This is a genomic window from Pediococcus pentosaceus, assembly GCF_001437285.1.
GTDB classification, from domain to species: domain Bacteria; phylum Bacillota; class Bacilli; order Lactobacillales; family Lactobacillaceae; genus Pediococcus; species Pediococcus pentosaceus.
Genome location: NZ_JQBF01000002.1, coordinates 229,940 through 245,741, shown reverse-complemented (window position 1 = coordinate 245,741; position 15,802 = coordinate 229,940). Strand labels below are relative to the sequence as shown.

Below are 15,802 nucleotides of genomic sequence, written 5' to 3'. Positions count from 1 at the left end.
GAACTCTCATCTTTTAGTTTTTAATTAAATATTTTTATTTTTTTCTCTTCTAACCAAGAAGATCCAAGCGATGATAGCAAAGAATACAGGACCAGCAACTGTCCAGAAACCTGTGAACAAATCACCAGAAATGAATGGTGAGATAGCAGTAAATACCACACCAATTCCGACAGTTAGAAGTACAACTGTAACAATCGTTAACATCCAAGGACGACTACGATAAACTTCGAAAGGTCGATCAAGTCCTTCTTTAGCCTTGAAGAATGGAAAGGCACCAACTAAGAATAAGTAAGGTAAAGTTGTAGATACGTTACTCATTGAAGTAAGTACGTTGTAGAAGAAAGTAGCTTCTTTGTGAGTAATTGAAGCTAAAATTGAAATACCTGCGATAAATACAATAACAACGATAGCTTGTAGCCACATTGAATTGGCAGGCATACCATTCTTGTTTAACTCAGTCATCTTCTTTGGCCATAGTTCTTTAGGAGAACCCATGATAAAGGACTTCAATGGTGAGTAACTAAGAACGAAGAATGAACCAACATAAGCAAATAACATCCCAACACCCGCAAATCTTGAGAAGGTAGTTCCCATGATTGCAGCAGCAGCTGGGCTCATACCCATGGCTTTACCTAATTCCAAACCAAGGTTTTGCATCATCACATAAGTAATGTTACCCAGGTTAGCTTTTTGAGCAAGAATAACTGTGTTCCAGTTAGCAGAAACGCCCCAAAGGAAGATTGCTAAAGAATAACCCACGGCGATAACCACACCACCGATCATAATTCCTTTAGGGAAAGTTTTTTCTGGCTTATCCAAACTATCAGTAACACCACCAATGGATTCCAAACCACCATAAGCAAAGATTGCATAGATAACAAATGAAATTAAAGCGATTGGTGATTGGAACTGTGCGCTAGGCGAAGTAGCAAAATCACTCAAATGGTGAATAGGTTGGGCAAGGTGACCATGGTTAGCGATTAAAATGAAGGCACTTGCGAGAAGCAAGATAACATTCATAACCATTACAGCAATACCACCAAGGGAAGACACTTTAGCCAAAGTATTGATTCCACGAGTTGTTGCCCAAGTAACAAACACCATCCATAGAATGGCAAGCAGTCCAACTGTTAAAGTTGAGTTAAGTCCAAGAAATGACCAACTACCAGTTGTGTCATGACCAGAAATGATTGTGGCTAGTGTAATCCAAATCTTTTGAGCAATCATAACCATCCAGATTAGCCATGAAGCTAACCACATGAAGGTTGCGATAAAGGCCCATTTTTCACCAATTGAACCTTCTAACCAAGAATAAATCCCACCTTTTGCTTCCTTGAAAGTGGAACCATATTCAGCAAACATCAAACCTGCTGGAATAAAGAATAAAATAGCACCGACAATGTACCAAAAGATAGCTCCGTAACCCATTTGTTGGAAGGCTGTTGGAGTATTACCAAAACCAAAAATGGTTGTAAAAATCATCAAAACTAAAGCGCCAAGCGATAGTTTTTTCTTTTGTTCACCCATAGTGAATCTACCCCTAACTATATTTATGAATAAAAACAAATTACATATGAATAATATTATAGCAGAAGTATAGGTAAATCATTTACGTATCATTAAAATCTAATTGTACTTAAATCATAATTTAATTATATAGGGTGTTTGCCTTGATAAGTTACTGTTTATTTAATCACAAAGTAGTATTTCCTGGATAAATTTTTAAAATTATATAAGCTAATTTTTAATTAGTTATTTTTTTAATCTAACTCCAAAATGTATTTATTCATTATTTTATGAATATAATAAGGAAAATGAATATTTTAAATGATAAATAATACTTAATTTCTGTAATTAATATAGAATGTTTTTTCAGTGAAAGTATAAGAAAGAATTCAACATTCATCAATACATCTCTTTATAGAAATTTGGTAAATATCTTTGTATGAGTAACAGTCATCAAAGATAAAGGCACTTTTTCAAAAAAAGTCCCTTACAACGTACCAGAATTAACGGGCTTGGTTAGGGACTAAATTACTTCAGTTATAATTATTAATATTTCTTTAGTTCGTCTTTGTCACGCAAGTGAATATTTTGTTTATTGTCTTCTATCACTTCGATAACCATTGGTTCAGTTGTCCTATAAGCCTCAATTAGGGCCGCGTCCAATGCTTCTTTCGAATGAACCCGACTTGCTTTGATACCATAGCTTTCGGCCATTTCTTTGTAACCGATGTAGTCGATATCAACGCCTTCTTCTTGTCCTTGGTAATCTAGTTCTTGTTGGAATTCAACCATATTATATTCCTTATCAACCCATATTACTTGAACAATATTTAATTTATAGTGTGCAACTGTTGCCAATTCTTGTGATGAGAACATAAAGCTCCCATCGCCACCAGAAGACAAAATCTTTTCATTTGGGCGAAGGAATGCAGCAGAAATTGCCCATGGAAGACCTACGCCAAGCGTTTGCTGACCATCAGACATCAAAAAATGTTTCGGCCGATAAACATTTAAGTAAGACCCCATCCAAACTTCGTGGCTACCACCGTCCATCACAACAGTTGTATCTGGATGTTTATCAATAACTTTTTGTAACGAACTAACAATTTCTAATGGGTGCAACGAATCACTAGAAATTGTTTTAGGAACTTGTTTTTTCATCAGTAATTTTTCTTGTAATGTATGAACAGTAGACTTCCATTCATCTGTGATGTTTTGTTCAGAAATTATTTTGGTGATGTTTTTTAAATTTTTAGCAATGTTACCAAGTACTAATGTATCTGGGATAAAAGTTTCATCTAAGTGATCTACCACTGTATCAATGTCAACCACAGTTTTCTTGTCAGAATTCCATACTGAAGCCCAATATTCAACTAAATTTAAACCTAAAGTAATTACTAAGTCACTATTATAGACTAATTCATCACCAGGCAAATTGTTAAACAAACCAACACGGCCGACATAGTTTTCATTAAACTCATGAGTCAATAAACCTGTTGCCTCAAAGGTTTCAACCACTGGAATACCAGTTTTTCTTACGAAAGCTTGGATTGCCTTGGCAGCCGATTCATCCATCGCACGAGCGCCGACAATAATTACAGGGCGTTTTGCTTGTTTGATTTTACCTACTGTATCAGAAATAGTTTTTTCATCACTAATCGTATTAGCTAATTGATCTGCAATAGCCGTAAATTCAAGTCCTTCTTTTTCGGTTTCAGCGAGCAATACATTACCAGGAACATCCATAAATACCGCGCCAGGATTGCCATTGATACTTGTAATATATGCATTCGCTACTTCATCAGCAAGAGCACCTGTATCTTCAATTTCTTTTGCATATTTTGTTACAGTTGAATCATTCATCACGCCTGAAATGTTAGGGTTCTGTGGGTAAGGCGTTAACAATTTGGCTTGCGGTACTTGACCAGAAATCGCTAGAACAGGATCGCCGTCAGAGGTTGCTGTGGCTAATGGAGTCACAAGATTCAAAGCTCCAGGACCAGAGGTTGTCATCACAACGCCAGGTCGACCAGTAATACGACCAATTCCTTGTGCCATAAAACCTGCATTTTGTTCATGTCTTACCGTTACAACTTCAATTTCTTTTTCACGCTTCTTTAAAGCCATTAATAAGGGACCAAGTTTACCACCAGGTAATTGGAAGACATATTTAACACCGTTCTTTATCAACGTGTCTACGATTAAATCTGCACCGTTCATACTCATAATAAATACCTCCTATAAAAAAATAACGTTAAGATTCATCAATGGAAATAGATTACCCCCCCTTGTTAAAGAAGTAAATTAGGGAAATTATTTATACTTCCGGATCTACATCTTCTTTAATTCAGAATCCCACATTTCCTTTAAATTTAATTGTTCATATTTATTAACAAAATTTACCGCTAACTTTTGCAACTTGATGCAAGTGATGACAAAACAAAGGTTGTATTTTATCCAAATCCTAACCTCGAAGTATTAAAAAATTTTACCTCCTTGGTTAGGTTATGAATAAAAAGTTTACTTTTTGTAAGTAAGAGACTAATATAATTCCATATCTATCATGGAGGCGAAATTACTTGATAAGAAAAATATACAACTGTAAAAAAGGTTGTTCGGTGGAATCAACATTGCAAATTATCTCTGGACGCTGGAAAAGTGTTCTATTGTACCATTTAATCTTTGATGGTGAATTACGATATAGTGAGCTTCAAAGGACGATCCCGGGAATTACGCGCCGAATGCTTTCCCTTCAGTTAAAAGACTTAGAAGCAGATAAACTGGTTGAACGAGAGGTTATTCAGGAAAAAAATTAAAGGTGGTTTATCGAGTCACTGACTATGGTTACTCACTAAGACCAGTCATTGAAATGCTGTACAACTGGGGAGAAAACTACAACCAACGCTATGCCGGAAAATTAAAAGAAGAATTTTTAGGAGGATCTTAGTTAAGGACCTTGCAAGTAAGTATTCAATTTCGTCCAATCTTTCTTACTTACCTTTGAGAGACAGAGCTTGATGGCCAGCGACACCAATAAATTGTACGAACAATTGAATTTAAGGGAATCATGGGATTTTGAATTAGAGCGGGTGTAGAATCCGGAAGTATAAATAATTTCCCTAATTTACTTCTTTAACAAGGGGGGTTAATCTATTTCCATTGATGAATCTTAACGTTATTTTTTATAGGAGATGTACAATGAATAATCCATTTTTAGGTTTGCAAAATGTGCCATCCTTTGATGTCACAAGTAAAGACATTGTTAATGGTAGACTTTCAGATATAAAATTTATGTCTGGTGATTTTGGCATCGAAGGTGGACAAGACATTTCACCGGAAGTTAGCTGGACAGGAACACCAAGTGATACAAAAAGTTTTGTTGTCACTTTGTATGATTCAGATGCTCCAACTGGTTCAGGTTTCTGGCATTGGGCTGTTTATAACATTTTAGCTACAGTAAACAAATTACCACAAGATGCTGGCAACAAGGATAATTCAAAATTACCTTCGAAGGCAATTCAATTACCAAATGACGCACGAACAAAAAATATATCGGAGCCGCTCCTCCTAAAGGACATGGGGTGCATCACTATTTCTTAACTGTTTGGGCATTAAATGTAGAAACAGTTGCTATTCCAGAAGATTCTACCCCAGCTTTTTTAGGATTTACTATGTTTGGTCATGTATTGGCCCGCGGAGTATTGAATTTCGAGGTAGAAGTAAAATAATCTTTATCTGAATCAGAAAGGAAGACATATGATGAATTATCCTACAGAAAATTTTTTTGGTGAATTAGAACAAGTGCATGCTTTTTATGATGAAATGCCAACAGGTGTCAGTGTGACAGAAACAGGTCGTATTTTCATTAACTTTCCTGAATGGGGCGATGGTGTAAAAGCAACTGTTACTGAAGTTGTGGATGGTGAACTAGTTGCTTATCCTAGCCAAGAACTTAACACTTTTGACCCTAAAAATCCTGAGAAAAATTTTTTAAGCGTTCAAAGTATCGTTGCTGACGGCGAAGGAACTCTATGGGTATTAGACACTGCTGCGCCGAACTTTGATGTTCCTGTTAAAGGCGGAGCAAAATTAGTTGCGATTGATTTAGAAAGCAATACTATCCGGAAAATCTATACTTTTGCCAATGATGTTGTTCTAAATTCTACTTATTTAAATGATGTACGGATTGACTTGCGTCGAGGATCAGAAGGGGTAGCTTATATCACTGATTCTTCCATTACAGGACCAGGTGCGTTGATCGTCGTTGATCTTGGAACTGGCGATTCCTTCCGAATTTTAGATGGCGCCCGTTCTACAGCCGTTGATTCTGATTTCGTTCCTAAAGTAGAGGGCAAAATCTTGATGAATCGGGAAGCAGATGGTTCAACTTCTCCGTGGCAAGTGGCAGCTGACGGAATTGCAATTTCACCAGATGGTAAAACATTGTACTTCAGTCCATTATCAAGCCGTCACCTTTATTCTATTAATACCGATTTGATTTTCGATAAAGATATTGAAGATGAAAAACTTGAAAAACATGTCAAAGACTGGGGAGAAAAGGGGGCTTCAGATGGTATGATTACTGCAGCAGACGGTACAATTTTCGCTGGTGACTTCGAAAATAATAGTATTCGTATCATTAATACTGATGGTTCATTCGAAACATTGGCTCATGATCCTCGTATTTTATGGCCTGATACTTTGTCAATTGGTCCAGATGAATACTTATACTTTAATACTAACCAATTGCAACGCCAACCAAGTTTCCATAAAGGTAAAGACTTACGTGAAAAACCTTATAGCTTATTTCGTATTTTTATTGGTAAAGGTCCAGCTAAAGTAAAATAATATCATTAAATGTAACAGTTCTCGGATTTCTACGTTATCTTTATTGTCGGTAGTTGCAATTTGTGCAACTCTTAGTCTCAATACCTAAAAGTAAGGTTTCGAAGTCTTTATTTAAATCTTTAACATAAGATAATTAATTAACGAAATACCCGAGCGATAAGATGATTTGATTACGCTTTTGAAAGGTCCTTCTCTAAAAATGCGTTACTTTGAAATTTTCATCAACTATAGTTCAGATATCTTTATATACTTTTTGCAAAATCCAATAGTTTTAAAAGGGAGAAAAAATGACTGATCAAACTGAATTACGTAAAGAAATACTATATGTTCACAAGCACCGCTTTGCGACAAAATCTTTTAATCCGACCAAGAAAATTGCCGAGGAAGATTGGATGACGATTATGGAAGCAGCTCGGTTGTCGCCAAGTTCTTTTGGTTATGAGCCTTGGAAATTTTTATTAGTGAAAAACCAACAAATAAAAGATGATCTACAAGATATTGCTTGGGGAGCACGAAATAGTTTATATGGAGCTAGTCATTTTTTAATTGTGCTAGCACGCAAAAACTTAACCGGTAATAGCCCTCATGTTAAACATATGGTGGAAGATGTATTCGGTGTTCCTTACTCTGAAACATCGCCTCAAACGATATTTTTTAATAACTTTCAAAAAAACGACTTTGGTTTAACTGATGAACGTTCATTGTTCGACTGGGCCTCAAAACAAACCTACATTCCTTTAGCTAACATGCTAACAACTGCGGCCTACTTAGGAATTGACAGTGTGCCAATTGAAGGTTTTAATAAAGAATCGGTTGAAAACTATTTAGAAAAGAAAAAAATCATCAATTTGGATGAGTTTGGCGTTTCTTATATGGCTGGCTTTGGTTATCGGGACCAAGAAATACCTGAAAAGAAGCGTCAAAGCCTATCTGATATTTATGATGTGATTAAATAAAAGATGCAATTCGTAAAAAGATAAATAAAATCAAGGAGGAGTTCACATGTTAGAAAAGGAGTTTATGCATGCAGTTGGATTTTTTGAAGGATTGCCAATTAATGAAGAAAGAAGTTTTATTGACGAAAAAAAGATAGTACCGAATCTTGAATCTAGAGATGTTCTAGTAAAAGTAAAGGCAGTATCTGTGAATCCGATCGATACTAAATTGCGTAAAGATAGTATTAAAAGAAATGCGCTTCGAGTTTTAGGCTTCGATGCAGTTGGTGAGGTAGTCGATACCGGAAAAGAAGTCGAGAAGTTTAAAATTGGCGATCGCGTCTTTTATGCAGGGACAACTACTCGTGCCGGTAGCAACCAAGAATATCAAGCCGTTGATGAACGCATTGTTGCTTTAGCACCCAAAAAACTATCGGATGAAGGAGCTGCAGCTTTGCCACTAACCTCTTTGACAGCATATGAACTGCTTTTTGAAAAATTTGGTTTAATCCCCGAAGAAGGTGCTAACAAAGGCAAAAAAATCTTAGTCATTAACGGAGCAGGTGGCGTTGGCTCAGTTTTGAACCAATTAGCACACTGGGCTGGGTTAGAAATTTATGCAACCGCGAGTCCTGAAAACTTCGAATGGTTAGAAAAATTAGGTGTAGATCACCCTATTGATTATCATGATGATTTAAAGGATGAATTAGGGGTCCAAAAAGTAGACTATATTGCTGTTTTATTCGATATCACTCATTACTTGGGTCAGATTAAACATATGATTAATCCATTTGGTCATGTCGGGACTATCGTAGGAATTCATGACGCGCTTGATATCAGCGATTGGAAAAATTTGTCGGTTAGCTTTGATTGGGAATACATGTTTGCGAAAACCGATTACAATTATCAAATTGAAACTCAAGGACAAGCTTTAAAAGTAATTGCTAGATTGGCGGACGAAGGTCAACTAACGACAACATTAAGTAAAGTTTATTCCGATGGCATCAATGCCGTTAATTTGAAGAAAGCAACAAAAGATGTTGAAACGGGACATATGCTAGGCAAAGTAGTTATTAGCGGCCCATTTAATGCTAGTAAATAAATACATTAAAAATAGCAATTCATTTTAACAGACGTAAAATGAATTGCTATTTTTTGGGAGAAGTATAAGAATGAATAAAAGTGATTTTAATATTTAAAATAAATACTATTTTATATTATTCGATTTATTATAAACTTTGTATAATATATATTATGTAAACTAGAATAAGAAAAATACAAAGTAACCATTCTTATATCTCTCCTCCTCTTATTTTTTAATTATTACCAACATATTTTTATATGCTACCAGTTATAATGTTAGCTAGAATACTAACTATATTTTTATTGCGGCTACAATTTATAAATTTAGTAATTAACATTTAGGTAGCTTTATATCTTATTTATCAAAAAAGCCTTCTTAAACCAGTTTTTAAATCTGGTTTAAGAAGGCTTTTATTTTGGATTAACCAAACAAATATTGAATTACAGTACCTAAAATAGTAGTAACAGCAAAAACTAAAACAAATAGCATTATAGACTTAGGTTTAACATTCTTTTTATTTCTTTTGCTAATAAGTGTAAAATCAAGTAGTCCGATTGTGATAATTTCTAGAATAAATTGAATCCAGACTAGCAATGGTGACATTGCAACTGTATGAACAACATTCACTAATCCCGTTATAATAAGTGCGATATCCAATATTCTTGCACAATACTGTGCAATCAGTGTTTGGTGAAATTGATCAATTGTAATTCCATATGTACAAATTAATCCAATTAAAATCCATAATATAACATGTACAAACATTAATGTTGACATTAAAGTAGCTCCTTTTAATTTAAACTGCTAAAAACAGTTTAGCATAACTGCAAACACTATATTAACGTCACTTCCTAAATGTAATAATACTGAAATCTTAAACAAGATAATTATGGATAACTTATTAAATTTAGATGGAAAATCAAAAATTAAATTAGAAAGGCTGATAACCATTGTTAAATAGATCATTAAGCGTTGCAATTTTTGGCGCGATTGGAGGAATCTTACGGTATCTACTCCAGTTATATTTTGATGCTCGATTCCCCTCTTTTCCATTATCACTAATTCTTATTAATGTTCTTGGAGCCTTGCTCCTAGGAATACTAACAGGCGGGCTATTAACCTTGTTAGATACCTCAGATACTATTAACGTAGGATTAACTACGGGATTGATGGGTGGCTTCACGACCTTCTCCACTTTTGAATTAGCACTATTAAATCAACTTACTGTAGCACATTTTAGGACGATGATTATTTTTTTGCTTACATCCGTTATTCTATCCTTAATTTTAGCCAATTTCGGACAATTTCTGGGTGGTAAACTACTCAAACATTATCGAAAGGATTGGTGATATTTCATGATTCTAGTTTATGTTGGTATGGGTACGGCCCTTGGTGCTGTTGCTCGTCTTTTTATAACTACGCACTTAAACCAAACATTTAAAAAACACGCCTTTCCTTGGTCAACTTTTATTGTAAATATGATTGCTTGTTTTTTGATTGGCTTCTTAACCGTTACTATTCACGATTCTAAGCTTAAATTGTTATTAATAAGTGGTTTTCTCGGAGGGCTTTCGACGTTCTCTACCTTTGCTAACGAAATAGTCACTCTAGGACAAGATAAGACAACAAAAAAACTTGCACTACTTTACAGTTGTGCAAGTTTAGGATTTGGAATCATACTTGTTTATCTAGGAATGCAGATTTATGCCTTTGTATAATCAATTACCCAAATTAGAGCGATCGCTTTTTCACCCAAATGGGTTCCAATCACAGGACCAAAATAAGAAATATCAATTGGCAATTGAGGATATTTTTCCTCTAAGCTAGCCTTCCATTTCAAGGCTGATTTTTCATCATTACCATGAATAACAAATGCCCGTAGAGGATACTCAGCCGAGCGGTAAGCTTCATCAAAAAGTTTTTCAACGCGGGCAATCGCTTTTTTACGAGAACGTACTTTTTCAAAGGCCACAATTTCATGCGCATCATTAAAAGTTAGAATTGGTTTGATTTTCAATAAACTTCCAACAAAAGCAGAAGCATTAGAAAGTCGACCACCACGAACGAGATTTTGTAAATCATCAACAACAAAATATTCTCCGAAGGTCGAACGGACATAGTCCAAACGTTCTAAAATGGTATCAACATCTTTTCCTTCACGAGCTAATCTAGCAGCCTCTAAGGCTAGAATTCCCATTAAGCGAATAGTGATTTGTGAATCATAAACAACCAGATTAACGCCTTCGATGGTACCCTCAAGACTCTTTAGACTTGAAACGAAGCCTGAAATCGCGCTGGCCAGATGAATACTGATAATCGTATCGTATCCAGCCTTAGCTAAATTTTCATATAATTCAATCATTTCACCCAATGGTGGTTGAGAAGTACTTGGAAAGGATTGAGAAGTCCGTAAACGTTCATAAAACTCCTCTGTAGTAATATCAACGCCTTCTTTATAGATTTTGCCGTCGATAATTACTGGTATTGGTACAACGGTTATATTGTTGTCTGCAATTTCTTGATCAGTTAAATAACAAGTACTATCAGTAACAATAGCTGTTTTCATTAGTACACCCACTTCATTTTAAATCAATAACAAATACTATAACATAAATCAGTCTCAATTTCTCGTCTATAACGGACTAATTACTACTATTTTAAGGCATTTTTCAAAACTCGATTAATCAAAATATTGAACATCGACAACTCTTCTTTTGACCAATTTTCAAATAGTTTTTGATCATAAATATCTAATTGGCGATTAACCTCATCTTTTAAAAGACGACCTTTTTCGGTAATTTTAAACAGCGTTCGACGATGATCCGCTTCAATTTTATTTCGAGATATTAATTTTTTCTCTACGGCACGCTTTACTTGGCGACTGAGTGTCGAGATATCTAAACCACTTTTATCAACAAAATCTTGAACCGACAATAGATCATCTTTTAAAAAATTGGTAATTTTCCAGTCTGCAATCGTCCCACCATTTTCCATACAAGTGCTCTTCAAAAAGTTATATCTTTGTCGATTGATGACCTCTAAAGCCTCTAAATTACCAATCATTTTAATAACACTCCTTTAATCAAACCTATATTTGTATTATACAACAAAAATACTTGTATGGTACAAATATAAGTATTTTTGCAACAAATATTTTTTAACGTTATACTTAGGTATCTCACTTTAATATAGAATGGACTGATAAAATATGGCTTTTGATGGATTATTTACCCATGCCATGGTAAAAGAATTAGTGAATACACTAAAAACTGGTCGGGTAGCTAAAATCTACCAACCTTATCAAGGCGAACTTGTTCTTACGATTCGAGTAAATCGTAAGAACAAAGCATTATTATTATCTTCTCACCCTAATTACGCCAGAGCGCAAATTACGGAACAAACCTTAACCAACCCTTCTACGCCTAGTAACTTTGTTATGAGTCTTAGAAAACATCTTGATGGCGCTATTCTAAAGGACATCACACAAGTTGAAAATGATCGAATCATTAATCTTCATTTTGCTCACCGTAACGATATTGGTGATGAAGAAGATTTGATTTTATCCGTTGAAATTATGGGACGACGAAGCAATATTGTTCTCCACTCGTCAACAACTGGCAAGATTATTGACACGATTAAACATATTTCTTCTGATCAAAATCGTTATCGAATGTTGGTACCAGGAGCCCATTATCTGACTCCACCAGCCCAAGATTTACTCAACCCTTTTGTAGCTGACGCTGAAAAGATGATGGAATTACAAAATAAATACCCTAATTATGAGGTACTTGCACAAGCTATTCGAACAACCTTCCAGGGCTTTGGTAAGGAAACAGCCTTAGAACTCGCCTATGAGATGGTTAACGCTAAAGATTCCTTAAAAACCATTCAGGATTACTTAGCCAAGTTTGACCAACCTACTGGTTTTATTTATGATAACAAAGCCGGAAAGCTTACTTTTGCAGCCGTTAAACCTCAATTAGATGTTAACGAAAATGACGTTCACCAATATGCTAGTCTTTCAGAAACATTAGATCATTATTATTATGAAAAGGTTCAACGCGATCGTGTTCAACAACGTGGGCACGTTTTAATTCGAGTAGTTCGTAATGAGCTGAAAAAGAATCGGAAAAAGCTAAAAAAATTACAACAAACTATGAATCAAACCAAGCTTGCAGATACTTATCGTGTTAAAGGTGAAATTCTAACAACCTATTTACACCAGATTGAACGAGGTATGACTGAGATTGAGTTACCTAACTTCTATGATGAAAATAAGTTAATTAAAATCGGTTTATCAAATCAATTGTCCCCTTCCAAAAACGCTCAAAAATACTTTACGAAGTATCAAAAAGAGAAGAATGCAGTGAAGTACGTTTCTGAGCAAATTGCTAAAACTGAAAGTGAAATTAATTTCTTAGATAACATTGAAACTCAAATTGACTTAGCCAAGCCGGAAGACTTAGATGATATTAAATTAGAATTGGAAAATGAAGGTTACCTTAAAAAGCAAGTTAACCCTAAAAAACGGATTAAACCAACTAAGAGTAAGCCGGAACGATTTGAAGCTAGTGACCATACAACCATTCTAGTCGGTAAAAATGATACTCAAAATGATCGGTTAACCATGAAGACGGCTAAAAAAGATTTCTACTGGTTACATGCAAAAGATATTCCAGGTTCTCACGTAATCATTGAAAGTAATCAACCTTCAGAAAAAACCATCGAGGAAGCTGCCACAATCGCAGCCTACTATTCTAAGGCTCGTAATTCTGCTAATGTAGCTGTTGACTACGTTCAAGTCCGTAATATTCGTAAACCTAATGGTTCTAAACCTGGTTTTGTAATTTATGAAGGACAAAAAACTATCAAAGTTACACCTAGTTTAGAGGCGATTCGTCCATTTATGATTTAGGTACTTTTAAAACGCGAAAACCACTTTATGAAATAAAATTTTCATAAAGTGGTTTTTTTATTTTATAGACTGAAATTCAGCACCAATTGCTAAGGAGAATGGTGGATTTTGCGGTTTCTTAAGACCAAATTGAGTGTAAGGATAAACATGTGAATAGCGATAATCACCTTGTATTATCGGATGATTTTCGATTTTACTTGATCCATTCAAGGTAATCTCCGTGATTATACCAGCAAAATCTTGATCAAAAGCAAATGATAAAAATGGTAAATCTTGCACCGCTAAAGGCACAACACTTACAATTTGAAGCTGATGCATATTTTCCTTAATAATAACTGAATAAATACCATTATTAGTAATATGCTGGTTTGCATTTTTAATTAACGGATCTACTTTAACTTTTAATGCTTCCGAAACTTCAATTGGAATAAACATATTATCTTCATCAATACCAACAACGCCAAATAAGTTGATAGAACCATTGATGGAACTGATAACACCCATGTAATCGGCCTCGATATTTTCTGATCGAGTAGTTCGACTAACAGGAAGCTGTTCCACCTGAACATTCCGCAAGACTAATTGGGTAACAATTTCCCATTTTCCTTGGGCTATGATTTTATCAGGTTTTTCTTGATGAATAATATTCAAGCAATTCTCAACGGTTAGTGGTTCTAAGTAGATTTTATCCGCTAAATCAGGAATTAAAGTTAACGCATTCGGATTATTGTTAATTAAGATAACCTTATACCCTAATTTCTGACAACGTTGAATTGTCTGAAAGGTTGTATATTCAGCTGCGCTATTAGTACCAACTTGGCTGTTAGCTGTTCCGAGAACAAGAATCTTTTTACCAGTTGTTCGAACAGCTTCATCCTCATCCTCAAAAGTAGAATAGTAAGTATTAGTTAGGTAAGGAAATTCTCCAGCAGTTGGTTCCACACCCTTATAGGTCGCAAATACATGAGCCTTTTTAATACGAAAATCGCGGACTTCATCAGATCTTACTTGCCAAAGATGGGCAATTTGCGTATCACCAAAGCCAAAATACTTAGCTTCTTGTAAGGCTGCCATGTCAAAACGATTATCTCTAAGTCGTTGCTCTAGTTTAACTAAATGGCGTAACTTATAGAAATAGAATGCGTCAATATGCGTCATCTTAGCCAGCTCATCAACAGTGTATCCACGACGGATTGCTTCCAACAAGTAATAAACTTCTCCAGCACGAGGATGTATTAAAACGTTAATTAATTGCGCTTCACTTAGTTGGGATTCATCTAAGGCTGCTTGTTCGGCTGCCGTAGTTGAATCAACTGAACGAATCGCCTTTTGTAAAGCTTCTTCTGCACTACGTCCAAAGGCCATTACCGAACCCGTCGATTTCATTCGGGTATTAAGTTGTTGGTTAGCATTTTTAAAGCTGGCAAAAGACCAAGTTGGAAAGCGGACTGCAATGTGATCCATCACGGGTTCAATCAATGCTAATGAATCATGGCGTTGAACTCCCGAAAGTTTAATTTCACGTAAGTTTTGTCCCATTAAGATCTTGGCAACTACATTGGCAATGGGATAACCAGTTGCCCTAGCAGCAAATGCCGATGATCGATCGAAAAAGGGATTGATCCGGGTAATAAAATGCTTGCCATCCGTTGGATCCAAGGCAAATTGAACGTGGCAAACTCCCTTTATTTTCAAGATTTCAGCTATCTTTAGAGCAGCCGTCCGTAGCGATTGAAATTCGACGTCGGTTAGTGTTTGGGTGGGACTAAAAATAATGGAATCTCCAGAGTGAACGCCAATTGGATTAAAGTTTTCGCCCCCGTTAATTAAAAGCTTTGATCCTTCAGCGTCACGAATGACAATCATTTCAATTTCTTTATAGCCAACTACACTTTTTTCAACAGCAACTTGATTAGTAATAGAAACCTTGAATGCCGATTCAAGCATCTCCATTAGTTGATGTTCATTATCACACTTAATCCGGTTAGTTTTAGTTAAAGATGCAATGGGCTTAATCAAAACCGGGAATCCAACCCTTTTCGCAAATCTTAACGCATCTGTCACATTTTCAACAACCGTAGTAGGAATAGTTGGTTCTTTAATATGTTTAAGAACGCGGTTCATCAACTCAGGGTTGTTAATATTATGAATAGTAGTGGTTGTTACCCCCAAGGTACGGACGTTGAGTTCTTTTAAAATACCTGATTCATTTAGTTGTTCAGAAAGCTGCAAAGCAACTGTATTTCCAGCCACTGGCAAAATAACATCTATTTCATTTTCTCGTAAAATTTGGATCAGGCTGTTAACCGTTAATTCGGCTTCAATAAATTTAACATCAACATCTAAACGAGGAATCACTGAATTTGCATCACTAGTGACATAAAATAAATTACGATCAGTTTCAGCAAAATTTTTGATTATTTGAACGGCGGCCGCTTCACTTTCGGTATCACGTCCGATTTGTGTTGGTCCTGCTCCAATAATCAAAATATTTTTAGCACGCGATCTTGCCAA

12 protein-coding genes and 2 pseudogenes are annotated in these 15,802 nt (G+C 35.4%); 8 read left to right on the top strand and 6 right to left on the bottom strand.

Features of this window, described 5'->3' with window-relative positions; translation table 11 throughout:
• Positions 1-24: 24 nt before the first annotated feature.
• Both yjeM and alsS read right to left on the bottom strand, forming a co-directional pair.
• Complete coding sequence (yjeM, locus tag IV86_RS03020; protein ID WP_002833073.1) at positions 25-1,527, bottom strand: glutamate/gamma-aminobutyrate family transporter YjeM; 1,503 nt, start codon at positions 1,525-1,527, stop codon at positions 25-27.
• A gap of 525 nt (positions 1,528-2,052) precedes the next feature.
• Positions 2,053-3,732 carry an acetolactate synthase AlsS gene (gene alsS, locus IV86_RS03015; RefSeq protein WP_056979346.1) on the bottom strand — a complete coding sequence of 560 codons (1,680 nt, stop codon included), beginning with the start codon at positions 3,730-3,732 and terminating at the stop codon, positions 2,053-2,055.
• A 353-nt stretch (positions 3,733-4,085) separates the two neighbouring features.
• On the opposite strand from alsS, the pseudogene IV86_RS08825 reads away from it, so the two are divergent.
• The 5 genes and pseudogenes from IV86_RS08825 to IV86_RS02990 all read left to right on the top strand — a co-directional run bounded on the left by IV86_RS08825 (position 4,086) and on the right by IV86_RS02990 (position 8,391).
• Positions 4,086-4,453: pseudogene (locus tag IV86_RS08825) on the top strand (winged helix-turn-helix transcriptional regulator).
• 251 nt (positions 4,454-4,704) lie between these two features.
• A pseudogene (locus IV86_RS08895) lies at positions 4,705-5,234 on the top strand (YbhB/YbcL family Raf kinase inhibitor-like protein).
• A 31-nt stretch (positions 5,235-5,265) separates the two neighbouring features.
• Positions 5,266-6,354 (top strand): L-dopachrome tautomerase-related protein, encoded by a 1,089-nt coding sequence (locus IV86_RS03000; protein ID WP_056979345.1) that lies wholly within the window; start codon positions 5,266-5,268, stop codon positions 6,352-6,354.
• Positions 6,355-6,641: 287 nt separating this feature from the next.
• Entirely contained in the window at positions 6,642-7,310 is a 669-nt protein-coding gene (locus IV86_RS02995; RefSeq protein ID WP_002833068.1) for an NAD(P)H-dependent oxidoreductase, read from the top strand.
• A 46-nt stretch (positions 7,311-7,356) separates the two neighbouring features.
• Complete coding sequence (locus IV86_RS02990; RefSeq protein WP_002833067.1) at positions 7,357-8,391, top strand: zinc-binding alcohol dehydrogenase family protein; 1,035 nt, start codon at positions 7,357-7,359, stop codon at positions 8,389-8,391.
• A gap of 402 nt (positions 8,392-8,793) precedes the next feature.
• Here IV86_RS02990 and IV86_RS02985 read toward each other — a convergent pair whose 3' ends face one another.
• Positions 8,794-9,150: a DUF1516 family protein gene (locus IV86_RS02985; RefSeq protein WP_011673364.1), complete on the bottom strand. Its 357-nt coding sequence runs from the start codon at positions 9,148-9,150 to the stop codon at positions 8,794-8,796.
• 173 nt (positions 9,151-9,323) lie between these two features.
• On the opposite strand from IV86_RS02985, the gene IV86_RS02980 reads away from it, so the two are divergent.
• Positions 9,324-9,722: a fluoride efflux transporter FluC gene (locus tag IV86_RS02980; protein ID WP_023440359.1), complete on the top strand. Its 399-nt coding sequence runs from the start codon at positions 9,324-9,326 to the stop codon at positions 9,720-9,722.
• A 6-nt stretch (positions 9,723-9,728) separates the two neighbouring features.
• Positions 9,729-10,091, top strand: a complete 363-nt coding sequence (locus IV86_RS02975) for a fluoride efflux transporter FluC (RefSeq protein WP_002833064.1) — start codon at positions 9,729-9,731, stop codon at positions 10,089-10,091.
• On the opposite strand, the gene IV86_RS02970 is transcribed toward IV86_RS02975, so the two are convergent.
• The gene (locus tag IV86_RS02970) at positions 10,076-10,939 is read right to left on the bottom strand and encodes a DegV family protein (RefSeq protein ID WP_056979344.1); all 864 of its coding nucleotides are present in this window, start codon (positions 10,937-10,939) and stop codon (positions 10,076-10,078) included. The genes IV86_RS02975 and IV86_RS02970 overlap by 16 nt on opposite strands.
• Positions 10,940-11,025: 86 nt before the next feature.
• Positions 11,026-11,436, bottom strand: a complete 411-nt coding sequence (locus IV86_RS02965; RefSeq protein ID WP_011673362.1) for a MarR family winged helix-turn-helix transcriptional regulator — start codon at positions 11,434-11,436, stop codon at positions 11,026-11,028.
• Positions 11,437-11,581: 145 nt separating this feature from the next.
• Between IV86_RS02965 and IV86_RS02960 the strand changes: the two genes are divergently transcribed.
• Complete coding sequence (locus IV86_RS02960; RefSeq protein WP_002833061.1) at positions 11,582-13,288, top strand: NFACT RNA binding domain-containing protein; 1,707 nt, start codon at positions 11,582-11,584, stop codon at positions 13,286-13,288.
• A 57-nt stretch (positions 13,289-13,345) separates the two neighbouring features.
• Here the strand turns inward: IV86_RS02960 and IV86_RS02955 are convergent, their stop codons facing one another.
• Complete coding sequence (locus IV86_RS02955) at positions 13,346-15,802, bottom strand: ATP-binding protein (protein WP_002833060.1); 2,457 nt, start codon at positions 15,800-15,802, stop codon at positions 13,346-13,348.